This window comes from Rhodococcus sp. NS-SX18 (genome assembly GCF_057367935.1).
Genome location: NZ_CM170633.1, coordinates 3583685 through 3600714, shown reverse-complemented (window position 1 = coordinate 3600714; position 17030 = coordinate 3583685). Strand labels below are relative to the sequence as shown.

The window sequence follows — 17030 nt, the reverse complement described above, 5'->3', positions numbered from 1 at the left end:
CATGGCCGACGAGTTGCCTGTCGAGTACTTCCCCGATCGGGAGTCCTTCGCCACCTGGCTGCGTGAGCACCACACCGATTCGCCGGGCATCTGGGTCAAGCTCGCCAAGAAGGGGTCGGCGCATCCGTCGGTGAGCTACGCCGAGGTGGTCGAGGAACTGCTGTGCCACGGTTGGATCGACAGTCAGGCACGCAGGCTCGACGACGACTTCCGCCTCCAGCGCATCACCCCGCGTCGTGCCCGCAGCCCCTGGTCGCAGCGCAACCGTGAACTCGTCGAGCGCCTCGAGGCCGAGGGGCGGCTGAGCGCGGCCGGGGCTGCGGAAGTCGCCCGCGCCCGCGCAGACGGCCGCTGGGAGCGCGCCTACGCCGGCCAGGCGACCGCGCAGGTGCCGCAGGACTTCCTCGACGCCCTCGCGGACAATCCCGCCGCGCGGGCCTTCTACGACACGCTCGACGGTCGCAACCGCTTCGCGATCGCCTACCGGCTGCAGGCCGCGAAGCGCCCGGAGACCCGTGCCCGCCGCATCGAGACCTTCGTGCAGCAACTCGCGGAGGGTCGTCGCTTCCACGACCAGCCCGGACGGACACAATGAGCGGGTGAGCCCTGAATTTCCTCCCACCTGCTCGGCGGCGTCCGCGCTCGACGAGCCACTGCCTGGAACCGCCGCCACCGCTCCGGGCTGGGTGTGCCTCGAGATGCCGTCCGGCTGGGGACGCGACGTCCTCGACGGCACCGCTCTCGGTCCCGACCTCGCCGGCGAGTTCTCGGCCGCGGCCGACGCCGCCGGCGTGCGGCTGCTGTTCATCCGGCGACCCGGCCGCGACACGTCGCGTCCCGGCAGCGCCCGCACCGTGCTCCTGGCCCGGTCCGATCCGGGCAACAGCTGGTGCGAGCGACTCGAGGTCGGGGAGCCGAAGGAACTGCTCGATCTGATCCCGCACGTCGTCGCCGGTCCCGCCCCCGGCCTCGGCCGTGCGGAGGGCCGGCCCGTCGCACTGGTGTGTGCCCACGGCAAGCGGGACCGGTGCTGCGCCGTGCTGGGGCGTCCCGTGGCGGCGGCGCTGGCCGCGGAGTTCGGCGAGGATGTGTGGGAGTGTTCGCACACCGGCGGGCACCGGTTCGCTCCGTCGCTGATCCTGCTGCCCACCGGCTACACCTACGGCCGGCTCGACGTCGCGCAGAGCCGGGACGCCATGGCGGCCGCCGCTCGCGGGGAGGTGTACCTGCCGGGGCTGCGGGGGCGCAGCAGCTGGTCCGCGGCCGGGCAGGTCGCCGAGATAGCGGTGCGTGAGCAGGTGGCCGCGGATGCCGATGCGTTCGTCGTCGACGAGAGCGACGCCGCAGCGGTCGTACGGCACCGCGACGGCCGTCACTGGCGCGTGCGGGTCGAGGCCCGGCAGCTGCCGCCGCGTCCGGTCAGCTGCGGCGCCGAGCCGAAGCCGGTGCGACCACTGGTGGCGGTCCTCTAGCGGTGTGTCCTTCGGGCGGCCCCAGCCGCCCGAAGGACACACCGGCGGCGGAGCCGCCTCACCAGTGCACGCCGGGCAGCAGCCGGCCGACTCGGCGCAGCACCGCGGGGTTCGGGAGCGCCGGACGGGTCGGCGTCCGCAACTGCGGGGGCGCGTCGGACTTCTCACCGCGGGCGGCGGGCGTATCCGGATAGGCGTGGTAGTAGAGCGCGAACATCCGATCCCGCAGACCCGGGGCGAAGATGCCGGCGAACTCGCCGACAGTCCCGATCGGCACGTCGATGCGCTTGGGCCGCTCGACGAGGGCCCGGACGACCATCTGCGCGGCGTCCTCCGGGCTGATCGCCGGACCCGGGTTGTACGACCCGGAGGGTTCGATCATGGGGGTTCGGACGAGGGGCATGTGGATGGTGGTGAACGTGATTCCGTCGTCCCGCATTTCGGAGGCGGCGACGTCGGCGAACCCCTCGAGCGCGGACTTCGACGCGATGTACGCCGCGTATCGCGGGGTGCGGGCCTGAACCCCGGCGGTGCTGATGTTCACGATGTGCCCGAACCGGCGCGCCCGCATGTGCGGAACCACGGCCAGGGTCGACCGCACGGCGCCGAAGTAGTTGACCGCCATGGTGCGTTCGAAGTCGTGTAGCCGGTCCGTCGAGTGGTACAGCCCGCGCCGGATCGAGCGGCCCGCGTTGTTGACCAGCATGTCGACGTGGTCGTGCTCGGCGAGGATCGCCTGCACGGTGTGCTCCACCGCAGCCGAGTCGGTGAGGTCACACGGGTAGGCGTACGCGCTGCCGCCGTCCGCGCGGATCGCGGCGACGACCGCGTCGAGTTCCTCGGCGCGGCGGGCGAGCGCGAAGACGACTGCGCCCTCGCGGGCCGCGGCGATCGCGCTCGCACGGCCGATGCCCGAGGAGGCGCCCGTGATCAGCACGTGCCGTCCCACGAGCGGTCCGCGCGGATCGTCGCGGCGGGCCCGGCCGGGGTCGAGGTGCTCGCGCCAGTAGCGCCACAGCACCGGGGCGTACCCGGCGAACACGGGCACTGTGATGCCGCTGCCGCGCAGGGCCTCCCGGGTGTTGCGGTCGGCGAACCGGCTCGGGAAGGTCAGCTGGTCGAGCACGACCGGTGGGATGCCCGCCCGGCGCAGCACGAGACGACGGACGGTGTCCAGGCCGGGAAGCGCGCTGCTCGACAACAGCGGACGTACCAGCGCGCCGGGCACGCCGGCGACGGGGGCGGGGGCGCCGGCCGCGGCGGCCAGCGCCGCGAACACCTCGCGGACCGGTTGCGGGCGGGAGACGAGATGGAAGGTGCACCCGTCCGATCCGGGACGGTGCATCAGTTCGACGATCGCCGCCGCGACGTAGTCGACCGGCACCAGGTTGGTGTCGCCGAGGTCGGGCAGGACCAGCGGCAGCCGGGACGGCAGCGCCGCCAGCGCGGCCAGGGCGGGAAAGAAGTAGTAGGGACCGTCGATCTTGGTGATCTCGCCTGTGGTGGAACTGCCCACGATCACCGACGGCCGGTAGATGCGCCGGCGCACCGGACTCGCCCGGACCGCCTTCTCGGCCTCGAACTTGGTGCGGTGATACGGCGACGGGAAGTGCTGGCCCAGGTCGAGGTCGTCCTCGGCGAACGTGCCGCGGTGATCACCGGCGACGGCCACGGACGAGACGTGGTGGAGGGTCGCGCCCAGTTCCAGCGCGAGCGCGATCACCGCGCGCGCACCCGCCACGTTCGTGGTCGCCTGTTCCTCGCCGGCGGTCAGATCGTAGATCGCGCCGAGGTGCAGGACGTGCTCGGCCGGCGGCACCGTGGCGGGGTCGAGTCCGAGACCCGGTTCGGTGAGATCGCCGAGCAGTGCGTGCAGCCGGGATCCACCGTCCAGGCGCTTGCAGAGGGCCTCGAACTTCGGCAGCGACGCCGGCCGGACCAGCACATGGATGTCGGCGTCCGGGTGGGTCGCGAGCAGTCGGCCGAGCACGTGCGTGCCGAGGAAACCGGTGCCGCCCGTGACGAGGTACGTGGCCATGGCCCGAACCTACTGCAAGGTAAGAACGGATTCTAGTGTCCGATGCCGACCTTCGCGTGCGCCCGCTTCATCCACGCCGGCGCCCACCAGTTCGCCTCGCCCATCAGCTTGACCAGCGACGGCACCAGCAGCATCCGCACCACGGTCGCGTCGATGATCAGCGCGAGGATCATCCCCATGCCCAGGAACCGCATGATCGACAATCCCGAGATCGTGAACGCGCCGGTCACCACGATCAGCAGCAACGCCGCCGAGGTCACCACCCGGCCGGTGCGCTCGGTGCCGAACCGCACCGCCTCCTCCGTGCTCGCTCCGGCGGCCCGGGCCTCCACCATGCGCGACATCAGGAACACCTCGTAGTCGGTGGACAGGCCGAACACCACCGCCAGGATCAGAACCACGAAGCTCGGCTCCAGCGGGCTGGGGGTCACGCCGAGCAGCTCCGCTCCGTTGCCGAGCTGGAACACCCAGGTGAGTACGCCGAACGTGGCCGCCAGGCTCAGACCCGCCATCGCCACCGCCTTGAGCGGCAGCACCACGGACCCGAATGCCAGGAACAGCAGCACCAGGGTCGAGAGCACCATGACCGCGATCATCGCCGGCATCGAGCGTGCGATCGCGGCATTGCTGTCGTCGACCATCGCCCGGCCGCCGCCGACGAGCAGGTCGGTGCCCGGCGGGGGCGGCAGATCCCGTAGCTCCCGGACGATCTCGCCCGCCTGCGGCGTCTCCTCCACACCCTGGGCGTACAGCGCCAGCAGGACCACGACGTCGTTCCGCGCGGCGACGGTGACGGTCTGCGCGACGCCGTCCACCTCCGCCGCCGCGCGGGACACCGCCGTGACCGCGGCCGGGGCGGGTCCGGAACCGTCGTCACCCCGCAGCACGAGCGTGACGCCGTTGCCGGTGGAGGGGAACTCGTCGAGCAGTGTCTGGGTGGCGGCACGCGCCGGGTCACCCGCGGGCAGGGCGGTGTACTCGATCTCGCCGAAGGAGGCGCGCAGCAGCGGCGTGGCGAGCAGCAGCAGACCGACGGTGATCGTCACCGCCACCAGCGCCGGCCGGCGCATCACCTTCGTCACCACCGACCCCCAGAAGCGCCGGGCCCGGGCCTCGCCCCGCCGCGCGGCGCCCTCACGCCACGTCAGCGCGTTGATGCGGTGCCCGAGTATCGCCAGCAGTGCGGGAATCGCGGTGAGTGAGAGCACCGCCGCGCTGAGCACCGCGGCGATCGCGCCGAGACCCAGGGACCGCAGCAGGGCCTGTGGGAACACGAGCATTCCGGCGAAGGCGCACATCAGCAACAGCCCCGAGAACATGACCGTGCGGCCCGCGGTGAGCACGGTGCGATGCGTCGCGGTGGCCGGGTCGGCGCCGGAGTCGAGTTCCTCCCGGAAACGGCTGACGATGAACAGGCCGTAGTCGATCGCCAGGCCCAGACCGATCAGGGACGTGACGTTCAGCGCGAACGAACTCACCTCGGTGTACATCGTGAGCAGACGCAGCGTCGCCAGGGCGCTGAGGACGGCAAGGACCCCGACGAACACCGGGACCGCTGCGGCGACGAGACCGCCGAAGATGAACACCAGGAGCACCAGCGTCACCGGCAGCGCAATCGCCTCCGCGAACAGCAGATCGCGCTCGAGCCGGGTGGTGAACGCGACGCCGACGACCGAGTTTCCCGCGAACTGCGCATCGACACCGGGGACCTCGAGTTTCGGGAGCAGACCCTGGAACGTCTGGACGGTGATCTCCGAGCCGGGCTCGAGGGTGACGGCCGCCGCCGCGCTGCCGCCGTCCTTCGACAACAGCAACTGCTTCGCCGGGGGCGTGGCCGACCAGTAGGAGTCGATCGAATGGGTGGGCACCTCGGCCGCGAACCGATCGAGCACCGCGGTCACCTCGGGTCCGATGTCGGCGACGGTGCGCCCGGGCGGCGGGGTGTAGATCGCGATGATGTCGGCGGTCTGGGGACCGAAATTGTCGTCCACGATGCGCTGCACCTCGGCCGATTCGCTGCCGGGGTCGTAGAACCCGCCCTGCGAGAGCCGCCCGAACACCCCGGTGCCCCAGATGCCCGCGAGCACGACGACGACGACCGCCAGCCCGAGCACCCACCAGCGCCGGTCGACGACGAATGTGGCCCAACGGTTCATGCGGTGCTCCGTTCCCGGTGACGACCCGATGCTCCGCGACTGTAGTGCGACCGGTCCTCAGCCGACGTCCCGGTGCCGGAACCCCGCGAACCCCACGGCCACGAACAAGGTGGCCACGACGGTGAGCACGGCGAGCCCGAGCCACTGCGGCGGCGCCGCCGTCACCACGGGCACGTGCCGGAACGGACTGATTCCCAGAATCCAGTTCCACAAGCGGAACAGCGGGCCCAGGATCGTCAGCGCGAATGCCGCGACCACCCCGAGCCAGCCGAGCATCCGCCCCCGGGGCCGGGCGCCGATCACCGCGACCGCGAGCCCGACCAGCACCCACACCGCCGGGATCGTCACGAGCGCCTGCCGGATCAGATCTCCGGCCGCGATCCGTCCACCCCGCGCCGACGAGACGTACGCGAACAGCGTCGCCCCCATGAGCAGCGTCGCCGCGGGGGCGAGCAGCGCAATTCCCGCGTGCGACGCGAAGAACCGGGTCCGGGTCAGGGCCCCGGCCAGCACCGGTTCGACGCGCAGCGCCAGTTCCTCGGCGCGCAGCCGCATCATCACCTGGACCCCGAACACGGCGGCGACGATTCCCATCAGCTGCAGCATCGTCACCACGAAACCGAAGACGAGCGAGCCGCGTCCGCTCCCGAGCAGCGATCCGAGCGCCGGATTGTCGGCGAAGACCTCGGTGAACGTGGTGGACATGAAACCGAACACCACCCCGAGCGCCACGAACACCGTCGTCCACGCGGCGAGCGCGCCGCGGTGCAGACGCAGCGCCAGGCCCCACACGTTCGTTGCGGCGCCGCCTTCGGCGGGCCCCGGCGACGGCGCGATCACACCGACCCCGAAATCGCGCCGGGCCTGCAGGACGAAAGCGATCAGCAGCAGTACCGCGGTCAGCGCCAGGCAGGCCGCCAGGGGCCACCAGTCGTTTCCCGACGCGGGACGAACCTGCTGCACCCAGCCCAGCGGAGTCGTCCAGATCGCCCATCCGTCGGGGGCGACCACGTCGACGTAGGCGCGGACCAGCAGGCAGGCCCCGAGCACCCCGACCGCCAGGGTGTTGGCGGTGGGCGCGTAGGACCCCAGCTGGGCGGTGACCGCGGCGAGCGCACCGAACACCAGCCCGGACGCGGTGAACGTCGCGGCCAGCGTGACCGAGTCGGCGACACCGCCGCCGACGAGGATCGTCGCGCCCGCGCAGACGACACCGAGCACGACGGAGGCCAGCGACGACCACGCGACGGCCGTCGCCAGCCGGGCCTGGCGCCCGACGACGCCCGAGGCGACGAGTTCGGCCTGACCCGAATCCTCGTGGGCACGGCTGTTGCGGGTGACGGCCAGGATGGCCATCAGGGCCGTGAAGAACGCGCCGAGCGCCCCGGCCCGCCACGCGTTGAATCCGTCCGCGTACGTCAGGTCGCGCGCCGGGCCGAACACGACCCGCAGCGCCGGGTTCGCGCCGAGGGTGGCATCGAGGGTGCGGCGGCTCGTCGCATCCGGGAACACCCAGCCGTAGGCGAGGACCGACGACACCGACAGCGCCGTGACGAGCACGATCCACGGCGCGACGCTGCCGCGGTCCTGCTCGACGGTGGCCCGCAGCAGCGGCCGCATCCCCGTCCACGAGGCCGTCACGTCGGGCCCTGCCCGTGCCGGTGATAGTGCCGCAGGAACAATTCCTCGAGGGACGGTGGCGAGACGGTGATGCTGCGGATGTCGTTGCGGCCCAGAGCCGCGAGCACCGGACCGGCGTGGCCGTGCTCGACCGCGCAGTGCACGCGCGGGCCGTCGATCCGCACGTCGTGGATCCCGGGCAGTGCGGTCAGTGCCGTCGGGTCGGCCACGGGTGCGGCGAGGACCGCGTCGATCGTCGAGCGCAGATCCGCACGCATGTCCTCGAGCGTGCCGGTCTCGACGACCCGGCCGTCACGGATGATGCTCATCCGGTCGGCGAGCGCCTCGACCTCGCTGAGCACGTGACTCGACAGCAGGACCGTCCGCCCGCGCTGCTTCTCCCGGGTGATCTCGTCGTGGAACACCGCGGACATGACCGGGTCGAGCCCCGAGGTCGGCTCGTCGAACAGCAGCAGTTCCACATCCGAGGCCAGTGCCGCGACGAGCGCCACCTTCTGCCGATTGCCCTTCGAATAGGTACGGCCGCGCCTGGTCGGGTCGAGCTCGAACCGGTCGAGCAGGTCCGCGCGGCGCCGCCGGTCGAGCCCGCCGCGCAACCGTCCGAGCAGATCGATCGCCTCCCCACCGGTCATCCCGGGCCACAGGCTCACATCGCCCGGCACGTAGGCGAGCCGCCGGTGCAGGCTCACCACGTCGCGCCAGGGGTCGCCGCCGAGCAGTTCGACGTGCCCGGCGTCCGGGCGGAGCAGACCCAGCAGAACCCGCAACGTGGTGGATTTGCCGGCCCCGTTGGGGCCGAGGAAACCGTGCACCTCGCCCGCGGCGACCTCCAGATCCAGGCCGTCGAGCGCAGTGAAGCGTCCGAATCGCTTGACCAGTCCGTCGATCCGGATCGCGGACGTCATAGGACGCACGCTACTCGTGGACGGCGGTGTGGGCGGGCGGTTCGGGTGGCGGCCCCGCACCCGGGCCGACGACGACGAACTGCCCCATCATGCCGCCGTCCTCGTGCCGGAGCAGGTGGCAGTGGTACATGTACGGCGCCGCGGGATCGGGGTGGCCGGTGAACCGCATCAGCAATCGGACGGTGCGCCCCGGTGCGATGTAGACGGTGTCCTTCGGTCCGGACAGGGCGGGATGGCCGTCGCCGAGGACGCGGAAGCTCGTGCCGCGGACGTGGAAGTTGTGGATCGCCCCGCTGCTGTTGCGGACCTCCCACACCTCCGTGGCGCCGGCGACGACGGTCTGGTCGATGCGGGACATGTCCATTGCGCGGCCGTCGATGGTGCCGGAGCCGGTGAGGTCCAGGTGCCGCGTGACGGCGGGGGTACCGGGATCCTCCTGGGTGACCGGTCCTTCCGGTGCGTGCGCGCTGGGCGCGAGCGTATGCGCGGCGCGCAGTTCGAGGATGTCGAACTCGTCGTCACCGCCGGAGAACCTGGTCTGCCAGAAGTCCGCACCCAGGTCCGGCGGGGTGCTGCGGAGCACGGTCGTCGCGCCTGCGGGCAGCGCGGCCACGATCTCGGCGCGCTCGCCTGGGGAGAGCTGGATTCGGCGCATCGGTGCCGGACGGGTGAGCGGGCCGCCGTCGGTGCCGACGAGCAGGAACGGCAGACCGGTATCGAAGGAGAAATTGTAGACGCGAGCGTTGGAGGCATTGAGCAATCGCAGCCGGACCCGCTCGGTGGTGATGTCGAGGTAGGGCCGCGGGGTGCCGTTGACGACGATCTCGTCGCCGAGGAGACCGACGGCGGCGAACATCGCTTCGTCGGTGTCGAGTTGATCGCGGTCGAACCGCTTGTCCTGCACCACGAGTGGGATGTCGTCGATCCCGTACCGGTCGGGCAGGGTCGGACCGCCGGCCGGGTCGTCGAGCAGGAACAGCCCGGCGACCCCGCGGTAGACGTGGTCGGCGGTGGCGCCGTGCGGGTGCGGGTGGTACCACAGCGTCGCGGCCGGCTGGTCGATCGTCCACTGCGGGCTCCACGTCGCACCCGGAGATATCACCTGGTGCGGACCACCGTCTGCGACGGCCGGCAGGTGCATGCCGTGCCAGTGCAGGGTGCTCGCCTCGCCGAGATCGTTGGTGACGTTCACCCGGACCTGTTCGCCGCGGCCGGCACGCAACGTCGGTCCGAGATACGCCCCGTTCACGCCCCAGGTCCGGGTGCCGGGACCGTGCCCGAGGTCCGTGGTGCCGCGCTGCATGGTCAGGTCGAACACGCGGACCCCGTCGGGTGCGATCTCGCTCGTCGCGAGCGGCGGGATGTGCAGCGCACGGTCGAAGGTGACCTGTCCGGTGGTGTCGACCACCGCCGAGTTCCACGCGTGCACGACGACGCCTGCCGCGATCGCAGTGACGACGACGACGACGGCGCCCGCGGCGGCGGACAGTTGCAGCAGGATCCGCTTCACGAGATCGATACTGCTGCGGTGGGCGGAGCGGCACATCCGGGCGCACACCCGAAATCGGGATGGGGGACAACCCCGAAATGGACCGGTGTGCGCGGGTGCTCCCAGCGGGCCGAACGGGAGGTTCCTGTGACGAGCGGGCAGTTGCCGGGCCCGCTACTCGGCCGATACCGCGGGAACCGCCTTCTCGTCGCGAGTTCCTCCCGGTGGTTTCGGTCCGGTACGGCGATCCTCCCCGGCGACGCACGTCTGTACGAACGGCCCGTCTCGGAGAGTGGGGAACCAGTCAGCGCGCGGAGCGGATCGCCGGGATCCGATCGTGCCGATCGGCGCGGACGATGCTGGGGAGCAACAGCTCCCACATCTGGTCGAGGCGGGCCTCGAGGTCCGCGCGGCCGGCGAGAACCATCGACAGCAGGTACACCCCCGCAACGGAGGAGACGAGGAACCGGGCGTGTGCGTCCGGGTCCAGCCGGGCGCTCAGTTCCTCCTCGTCCGACGCGCGCCGGAACAGGCCTTCGAACACCGTGATCCAGCTCCGGTAGGCCTCGCGGTCGGCGCGCTCGTACTCGCCGGTCAGCCGCAGTCCGGCTTGGACGATCAGGTCTTCGGTGAACAACCGGCCGAGCGCATGGGTGAGCGCGACCAGCTGCTCGAGCGCGGGGACGTCGGTGTGCAGGACAGTGCCGATCGCGGCGCGGGTGCGCTGTTCCTGTTCGCTGATCAACGCTTGTACCAGGGCGTCCTTGGTGGGGAAGTGGAAGGTCAGCGCTCCCTTGGTCACTTCGGCTGAGGCCGCGGCCTCGGCGAGGGCCGTGCCGTGGACGCCGTTGTCGGCGAACAACCGGGCGGCGGCGAGAAGGATCTGCTGTCGGGTCCGGATCGCGCGTTGCTGGGCCGGGCGCCCGCCGGCGGAAGTCTCGGACGGGGGGTTCGCAGCGGCCGGAGTGGCTGCCGGTTCGACGGTCGGTGCACCGACGGAGTCCCGGGGCATGTCCACTCCTCGCTTCGTCGGCCGCCCTGCGTGACCGGGTGCGGACGGAGGTGTTCCGTTCGGGCCGGCCCCCCGAGCCTGCCCGAACGGAACCTCACCCTCCGCTCCCTGCGGAGCCACCAGAGGCCCGTCCGTGCCGCGGCACAAGGCACGTCCCGGAGGTCTGTCTCTGGTAGCGCTCGCAGCATACCACCGAAAAACCATTCGTCCGGTTTTGTAAGGCCACCGGCGCCGGTGGAGTTCTCGACGGGGGGCTTTCGTCGGTTCGGCCGCCCCGGCCGCGATTTCCGGCCCGGCTGTCACATTCGGTTCGTGGCCGGTGTCTCCATGCCGAGAACAGACGATCAGAGGAGGAATCATGACCAGCAGGATCCCGAAAGCGGAGCTGAGCGGCCTCTACGGCGTGCTCGTCGAGCGGACGGCCCGGAAGATGCTCGGCGACGTGCCCGAGGGGGTGGGGGTGATGTGGCACAACCGGAGGGTGCTGAACTTCGGATTCGCGGTCGCTCGCAGGATTCGGAAGTGGGACCGGTGTGACGAGAACCTGAAGTCGTTCGCCCACATGGCGGTGGCCGCACTGGTCGGATGCAGCTTCTGCCTGGACCTCGGCTACTTCGACGCCCACAACAAGGGGCTGGATCTGAGGAAGGCGCGTGAGGTGCCCCGGTGGCGTGAGTCGGATGTGTTCACGCCGCTGGAGCGCGACGTCATGGAGTACGCCGAGGCGATGACGCAGACGCCGCCGACGGTCACCGACGAATTGTCGGCCCGGCTGCTGGAGGCGCTCGGCCCGGCCGCGATGGTGGAGTTGACCGCCTACATCGCGCTGGTGAACTTCATGACCCGCTCCAACACGGCATTCGGCATCGAGTCGCAGGGGTTGTCCGCCGCCTGCAATCTCGAGCCGCTCGCCGTAGCGTCGAAGTCGTGACCGGCGACCCGTTCGTCGCCCACCGCAACCTGCTCTTCACCGTCGCCTACGAGATGCTCGGCTCTGCCGCCGACGCCGAGGACGTCGTCCAGGAGACATGGCTGCGGTGGGCCGACGTGGACCGGACGCACGTGCGGGACGCGCGCGCCTACCTGGTCCGGATCGTCACGCGGCTGGCGCTGAACCGGCTGCGGGCATTGGCGCGGCAACGCGAGGAGTACATCGGGGAATGGCTACCCGAGCCGCTGCTCACGAGTCCCGACGTGGCCGAAGACGCCGAACTCGCCGAGAGCGTCTCGATCGCGATGCTCACCGTGCTGGAGACCCTCGGTCCGGTCGAGCGGGCGGTGTTCGTCCTACGTGAGGTGTTCGATACGCCCTACGACGAGATCGCCGAGGTGGTGGGCAAGGCCCCGTCCGCGGTCCGGCAGATCGCCCACCGTGCCCGCCGGCACGTCGCGGCGCGGCGACCGCGGATGCGGGTGGCGCCGGCCGAGCGGCTGGCAGTCGTCGAGAAGTTCATGACGGCCCTCGCGACGGGCGATGTGCAGGGCCTGATGGAGGTGCTCGCCCCGGACGTGGTGGCCATCGCCGACGGCGGTGGGGTGGTGCCGGCGGCCCGCAAACCGATCGCCGGAGCCGAGAGGCTGACGGCGTTGCTGCTCCGCCTCGCCCAGGCCCCGGGCTTCGTGGCGGCCGGCGCCTGGCTCAACGGGATGCCGGGCGTGCGATTCGAGGTCGAGGGCGCAGCCGCTGCGGTGAGTCTGGTGGTCGAGGACGGCCGGATCACTCACCTCTACGCGGTCAACAACCCCCACAAGCTGGGGCGGCTGGAAAGTCCGGCGGAACTGCGGCGGTGACCGTCGCGCCCGACAGGAGCGCGGCAAGCAATCGAACATATGTACGATGAGCGGAGACGGTCGAGCTGAAGGCGGTGCAGGGATGGGCTGGGGGAGTGGGCCGCCGACCTGGTCGGAGCTCGAACGCGTGTTGTCGGGCCGGCCCCGCCGCGACGTCGAATTCCCCGGTGACGGCAGCGACAGCCCCGCCTGGTCGCGCACCCGCGGAGAGTACGAACCGCGCGTCCGGCCGCCCGACGGGCCCGTCGTGCCCTACGCCGAACTGCACGCCCATTCGGCATTCAGCTTTCTCGACGGCGCTTCCGGCCCCGAGGAACTCGTGGAGGAGGCGGTGCGCCTCGGTCTCGAAGCCGTTGCGCTCACCGACCACGACGGTCTCTACGGCGTCGTGCGCTTCGCCGAGGCCGCCCGCGAACTGGGGATGCGAACCGTGTTCGGCGCCGAACTCTCCCTCGCCGCCGGGTCTCCGGAGGAGACGCACCTCCTGGTCCTCGCGCGGGGGCAGGAGGGGTATCGGCGGTTGTCCCGCGAGATCGCCGCCGCGCATCTGACCGGTGGGGAGAAGGGCCGGCCGTGCTACGACTACGACGCGCTCACCGATGCGGCCGGTGGGCACTGGCAGATCCTCACCGGCTGCCGACGCGGGCACGTCCGCCGAGCCCTCGACGTGGGGGGCCCCGAGGCGGCCGAGGCGGCCCTGCGCGACCTCGTCGAGCGTTTCGGTGCCGATCGGGTCACGGTCGAGCTCACTCACCACGGTCTCCCCGAGGACGGCGAACGCAACGCGTTCCTCGCGGAACTCGCCGATCGCCAGGGTCTTCCGTGCATTGCGAGCACGGCGGCCCACTACGCCACGCCGCACCGCCGGCGACTGGCGACAGCGCTGGCCGCCATCCACGACCGGCAGAGTCTCGACGAAGCCGCGGGCCGGCTCCTCCCTACCGGTGGTGCCCATCTGCGTTCCGGTGCCGAGATGGCGCAACTGTTCACCGCCCACCCCGGTGCCGTCCGCCGGGCCGCCGAACTCGCCCGAGACTGTGCGTTCGACTTGCGGCTCATCGCCCCGGATCTGCCCCCGTTCGATGTACCGGAGGGTCATACCGAACTCAGCCGGCTGCGCGAACTCGCGCTGCACGGGGCACGGCACCGCTACGGCACCCCCGAGGACGATCCGGCGGCCTACCGTCAGATCGAGCACGAACTCGACGTCATCGGCCGGCTGAACTTTCCCGGCTACTTCCTCGTGGTGCACGACATCGTCACCTTCTGCAAGGACAACGACATCCTCTGCCAGGGGAGAGGTTCGGCCGCCAACTCCGCCGTCTGCTACGCCATCGGCATCACCAACGTCGACCCGGTCCGCAACGAACTGCTCTTCGAACGCTTCCTGTCCCCGGAACGCGACGGACCTCCCGACATCGACATCGACATCGAATCCGATCGGCGGGAGGAGGCCATCCAGTACGTCTACGCCAAGTACGGGCGGACCCACGCCGCTCAGGTCGCCAACGTCGTCACCTACCGCGGCAAATCCGCCGTCCGCGACATGGCGCGGGCTCTCGGCTACGCGCAGGGCCAGCAGGACGCCTGGAGCCGCCAGGTCACCCGGTGGCACGGTGTGGACCAGGAGACGGACACCGACATCCCGTCGCCCGTCCTCGAACTCGCCGCACAGGTCGAAGGACTGCCGCGCCATCTCGGCATCCATTCCGGCGGGATGGTGATCTGCGACCGTCCCGTCGCCGACGTGTGCCCGGTCGAATGGGCCCGGATGGCGGGCCGCACCGTGCTGCAGTGGGACAAGGACGACTGTGCCGCCGCGGGACTGGTCAAGTTCGACCTTCTGGGGCTGGGCATGCTGTCCGCGCTGCACTACATGATCGACCTCGTCGCCGAGCACGAAGGGATCACGGTGGATCTCGCGCGTCTCGACCTCGCGGAGGAGGGGGTGTACGAGATGCTGCGCCGCGCCGACGCCGTCGGGGTCTTCCAGGTCGAGTCCCGCGCGCAGATGGCCACCCTCCCGCGCTTGAAGCCGCGCGTCTTCTACGACCTGGTGGTCGAGGTGGCACTCATCCGGCCGGGTCCCATCCAGGGCGGGTCCGTGCACCCGTACATCCGGCGCCGCAACGGGCTCGAACCCGTCACCTACGACCATCCCTGCCTCGAGAAAGCCCTGAAACGCACCCTCGGGGTACCGCTGTTCCAGGAGCAGCTGATGCAGATGGCCGTCGACGCGGCCGGGTTCACGGCGGCCGAGGCCGACCGGTTGCGCCGGGCGATGGGGGCCAAGCGTTCGACCGCGAAGATGGAACGGCTGCGCGGCCGGCTCTACGACGGTATGCGCGAGCGGCACGGCATCACCGGCGACGTTGCCGACCGCATCTACGAGAAGCTCTATGCCTTCGCGAATTTCGGTTTCCCCGAAAGTCATTCGCAGAGTTTCGCGGCCCTGGTGTTCTATTCGGCGTGGTTCAAGCTGCATCATCCCGCGGCATTCTGTGCGGGCCTGCTGCGCGCGCAGCCGATGGGGTTCTACTCCCCACAGTCCCTCGTCGCCGACGCCCGCCGTCACGGTGTCGTGGTCCACGGGCCGGACGTGAACGTGAGCCTCGCCCATGCCACCACCGAGAACCGCGGCCGCGAGGTGCGTCTCGGCCTCGGCGCGGTCCGCCACCTCGGTGACCCGCTCGCCGAACGGATCGTCGCCGAGCGCACGGCGCACGGACCCTACACGTCGTTCCCGGAACTGTCCCGGCGGGTCGAACCGAGCACCGCCCAGGCCGAGGCCCTCGCCACGGCGGGAGCCCTCGGGTGCTTCGGCATCACCCGCCGGGAGGCGCTGTGGGCGGCGAGCGCCGCGGCGGCGCAGCGGCCCGACCGGCTGCCCGGCGTCGGCGCTTCGACGCAGGCCCCCGCCTTGCCCGGCATGAGCGATGTCGAACTGGCCGCCGCGGACGTGTGGGCGACGGGGATCTCCCCGGACAGCTATCCCACCCAGTTCCTGCGCCCGCAGCTCGACGCGCTCGGTGTCGTGCCGGCAGCGCAGCTGCTGCAGGTCGCCGACGGGGCCCGGGTACTCGTGGGAGGCGCGGTCACGCACCGGCAGCGACCCGCGACCGCCGAGGGTGTGACCTTCCTCAACCTCGAGGACGAGACCGGGATGGTGAACGTGGTGTGCTCCGTGGGGCTGTGGGCGCGGTACCGCACGCTCGCGCACACCGCACCGGCGCTGCTGGTGCGCGGACGGGTGCAGAACGCGGAAGGGGCGGTGACGGTGGTCGCGGACCGGTTGCAGCGCATGGATCTGCGCATCATCGGAAAGTCCCGCGACTTCCGTTAGCATCCTGCGGCATGCGACGCCCCCTGGTGATCCTGCTCGCCCTGCTGTTCCTCGCCGGATGCGCCGGAGGCGGGGAAGGGCCGGGTGACGGGAGCGCGGCCGCACCGCCGCAGCCGTCCCTGTCCGACGGCACCCGCGAATCGGCACCCGCGGACGCGCAGCCCACCGCGCGCAAGGAGATCGTCACCGGCTACCTGGTTCTGCGTGCCGACGATCCGATTGCTGCCGGACGACAGGCGGTGACGCTCGTCGAGGCCGCGGGCGGGCGGGTGGACTCGGTCACCGAGCAGCCGGGCACCAGCAGTGTGCTGACCGTCCGGGTGCCGGCGGACCGGCTCACCGGGACGATCGAGGACATCCGCGGTCTCGGCGAGGTGACCAGCCTGACCACCACCCGCGAGGACGTCACGCTCCAGTACACCGATCTCGAGGCGCGGATCGCGGCCTTGCAGTCGTCCGTGGACCGGTTGCGCGCACTGATGGCCTCCGCCGCGAACACCGCCGACCTCATCGAGGCCGAGAACGCGCTGGCCCAGCGTCAGAGCGAACTCGACGGTCTCGTCGCCCAGCAGCGCTACCTCGCAGACCAGATCGAGCTGTCCACGCTGACCGTGGACATCTCGGCGGAGCGCCGTGCGGACCGGGACAGCTTCTGGGACGGAGTCCTCGCCGGATGGGACGCGCTGCGCTCGGCACTGGCCGGGTCGGTGGTCGCTCTGGGCGTCGCGTTACCGTGGGTGGGGTTTCTCGCCGTGTGCGCAGCCGTCGTCTACGTGATCGTCCGGCTCGTCGCGCGGCGGGGCAAACCGGAACCAGTCCCGAACCCGGAGAGGAACGACCAGGATGCGTGAGGTCGGCCTGGCCGCCCTGGACACCGCGCTCGCCGCCGGTGCCCCTGTCATCGACGTCCGTGAGCGCGACGAGTACCTGCAGGTGCGGGTGCCCGGAGTGACGCTCATTCCGCTCAGCGAGTTCGTCGCCCGCGCCGACGAGATTCCGGACGCGGAGACGGTCTACGTCATCTGTGCGGTCGGGGGACGCAGTTCGCAGGCCGCCAGCTATCTCACCGGCCGCGGCATCAACGCCGTGTCGGTGGCCGGCGGCACCGTCGCCTGGCAGCAGTCCGGTCGCGACATCGAAGTCGGGGTCTGACCGAACGCACTGAAGTGCGTCCTCACCGCGC

Annotated in this window: 13 protein-coding genes; 7 read left to right on the top strand and 6 right to left on the bottom strand. The window is 71.1% G+C overall.

Annotated features, from left to right (window positions below):
* Position 1 precedes the first annotated feature (1 nt).
* Both AC2IPW_RS16680 and AC2IPW_RS16675 read left to right on the top strand, forming a co-directional pair.
* The gene (locus tag AC2IPW_RS16680) at positions 2-595 is read left to right on the top strand and encodes a YdeI/OmpD-associated family protein (RefSeq protein WP_003938008.1); all 594 of its coding nucleotides are present in this window, start codon (positions 2-4) and stop codon (positions 593-595) included.
* Positions 596-599: 4 nt separating this feature from the next.
* Positions 600-1472, top strand: coding sequence for a ferredoxin family protein (locus AC2IPW_RS16675; protein ID WP_486375224.1), 873 nt, complete (start codon positions 600-602; stop codon positions 1470-1472).
* A 58-nt stretch (positions 1473-1530) separates the two neighbouring features.
* On the opposite strand, the gene AC2IPW_RS16670 is transcribed toward AC2IPW_RS16675, so the two are convergent.
* The 6 genes from AC2IPW_RS16670 to AC2IPW_RS16645 form a co-directional block, all read right to left on the bottom strand.
* Positions 1531-3510, bottom strand: coding sequence for an SDR family oxidoreductase (locus tag AC2IPW_RS16670; protein ID WP_486375223.1), 1980 nt, complete (start codon positions 3508-3510; stop codon positions 1531-1533).
* Between the two features lie 32 nt (positions 3511-3542).
* On the bottom strand, positions 3543-5666 hold the full coding sequence (locus tag AC2IPW_RS16665) for an MMPL family transporter (RefSeq protein ID WP_486375222.1): 2124 nt from the start codon (positions 5664-5666) through the stop codon (positions 3543-3545).
* A 57-nt stretch (positions 5667-5723) separates the two neighbouring features.
* Positions 5724-7307 (bottom strand): ABC transporter permease, encoded by a 1584-nt coding sequence (locus AC2IPW_RS16660; protein ID WP_486375221.1) that lies wholly within the window; start codon positions 7305-7307, stop codon positions 5724-5726.
* Positions 7304-8212 (bottom strand): ABC transporter ATP-binding protein, encoded by a 909-nt coding sequence (locus AC2IPW_RS16655; RefSeq protein WP_416061422.1) that lies wholly within the window; start codon positions 8210-8212, stop codon positions 7304-7306. Before AC2IPW_RS16655 ends, AC2IPW_RS16660 begins: the two co-directional genes overlap by 4 nt.
* A gap of 10 nt (positions 8213-8222) precedes the next feature.
* Entirely contained in the window at positions 8223-9758 is a 1536-nt protein-coding gene (locus AC2IPW_RS16650; protein WP_486375220.1) for a multicopper oxidase family protein, read from the bottom strand.
* Between the two features lie 247 nt (positions 9759-10005).
* On the bottom strand, positions 10006-10713 hold the full coding sequence (locus tag AC2IPW_RS16645; protein WP_486375219.1) for a ScbR family autoregulator-binding transcription factor: 708 nt from the start codon (positions 10711-10713) through the stop codon (positions 10006-10008).
* Between the two features lie 358 nt (positions 10714-11071).
* Between AC2IPW_RS16645 and AC2IPW_RS16640 the strand changes: the two genes are divergently transcribed.
* The 5 genes from AC2IPW_RS16640 to AC2IPW_RS16620 all read left to right on the top strand — a co-directional run bounded on the left by AC2IPW_RS16640 (position 11072) and on the right by AC2IPW_RS16620 (position 16999).
* Entirely contained in the window at positions 11072-11644 is a 573-nt protein-coding gene (locus AC2IPW_RS16640) for a carboxymuconolactone decarboxylase family protein (protein WP_416061419.1), read from the top strand.
* A complete protein-coding gene (locus tag AC2IPW_RS16635) occupies positions 11641-12504 on the top strand; it encodes an RNA polymerase sigma-70 factor (protein ID WP_486375218.1) in 864 nt (287 codons plus the stop codon). Before AC2IPW_RS16640 ends, AC2IPW_RS16635 begins: the two co-directional genes overlap by 4 nt.
* An 82-nt stretch (positions 12505-12586) precedes the next feature.
* Positions 12587-15847, top strand: a complete 3261-nt coding sequence (locus AC2IPW_RS16630) for an error-prone DNA polymerase (RefSeq protein WP_486375217.1) — start codon at positions 12587-12589, stop codon at positions 15845-15847.
* Between the two features lie 11 nt (positions 15848-15858).
* Entirely contained in the window at positions 15859-16698 is an 840-nt protein-coding gene (locus AC2IPW_RS16625) for a DUF4349 domain-containing protein (RefSeq protein WP_486375216.1), read from the top strand.
* Complete coding sequence (locus tag AC2IPW_RS16620; RefSeq protein ID WP_003937996.1) at positions 16691-16999, top strand: rhodanese-like domain-containing protein; 309 nt, start codon at positions 16691-16693, stop codon at positions 16997-16999. The genes AC2IPW_RS16625 and AC2IPW_RS16620 overlap by 8 nt, the downstream gene beginning before the upstream one ends.
* The last annotated feature ends 31 nt before the right edge of the window (positions 17000-17030 follow it).

Excerpts from the sequence above, each read along its gene's own strand:
- AC2IPW_RS16680 (WP_003938008.1), top strand. The coding sequence starts at position 2 with ATGGCCGACGAGTTGCCTGTCGAGTACTTCCCCGATCGGGAGTCCTTC.
- AC2IPW_RS16670 (WP_486375223.1), bottom strand. The coding sequence starts at position 3,510 with ATGGCCACGTACCTCGTCACGGGCGGCACCGGTTTCCTCGGCACGCAC.
- AC2IPW_RS16665 (WP_486375222.1), bottom strand. The coding sequence starts at position 5,666 with ATGAACCGTTGGGCCACATTCGTCGTCGACCGGCGCTGGTGGGTGCTC.
- AC2IPW_RS16655 (WP_416061422.1), bottom strand. The coding sequence starts at position 8,212 with ATGACGTCCGCGATCCGGATCGACGGACTGGTCAAGCGATTCGGACGC.
- AC2IPW_RS16650 (WP_486375220.1), bottom strand. The coding sequence starts at position 9,758 with ATGTGCCGCTCCGCCCACCGCAGCAGTATCGATCTCGTGAAGCGGATC.
- AC2IPW_RS16645 (WP_486375219.1), bottom strand. The coding sequence starts at position 10,713 with ATGCCCCGGGACTCCGTCGGTGCACCGACCGTCGAACCGGCAGCCACT.
- AC2IPW_RS16640 (WP_416061419.1), top strand. The coding sequence starts at position 11,072 with ATGACCAGCAGGATCCCGAAAGCGGAGCTGAGCGGCCTCTACGGCGTG.
- AC2IPW_RS16630 (WP_486375217.1), top strand. The coding sequence starts at position 12,587 with ATGGGCTGGGGGAGTGGGCCGCCGACCTGGTCGGAGCTCGAACGCGTG.
- AC2IPW_RS16625 (WP_486375216.1), top strand. The coding sequence starts at position 15,859 with ATGCGACGCCCCCTGGTGATCCTGCTCGCCCTGCTGTTCCTCGCCGGA.
- AC2IPW_RS16620 (WP_003937996.1), top strand. The coding sequence starts at position 16,691 with ATGCGTGAGGTCGGCCTGGCCGCCCTGGACACCGCGCTCGCCGCCGGT.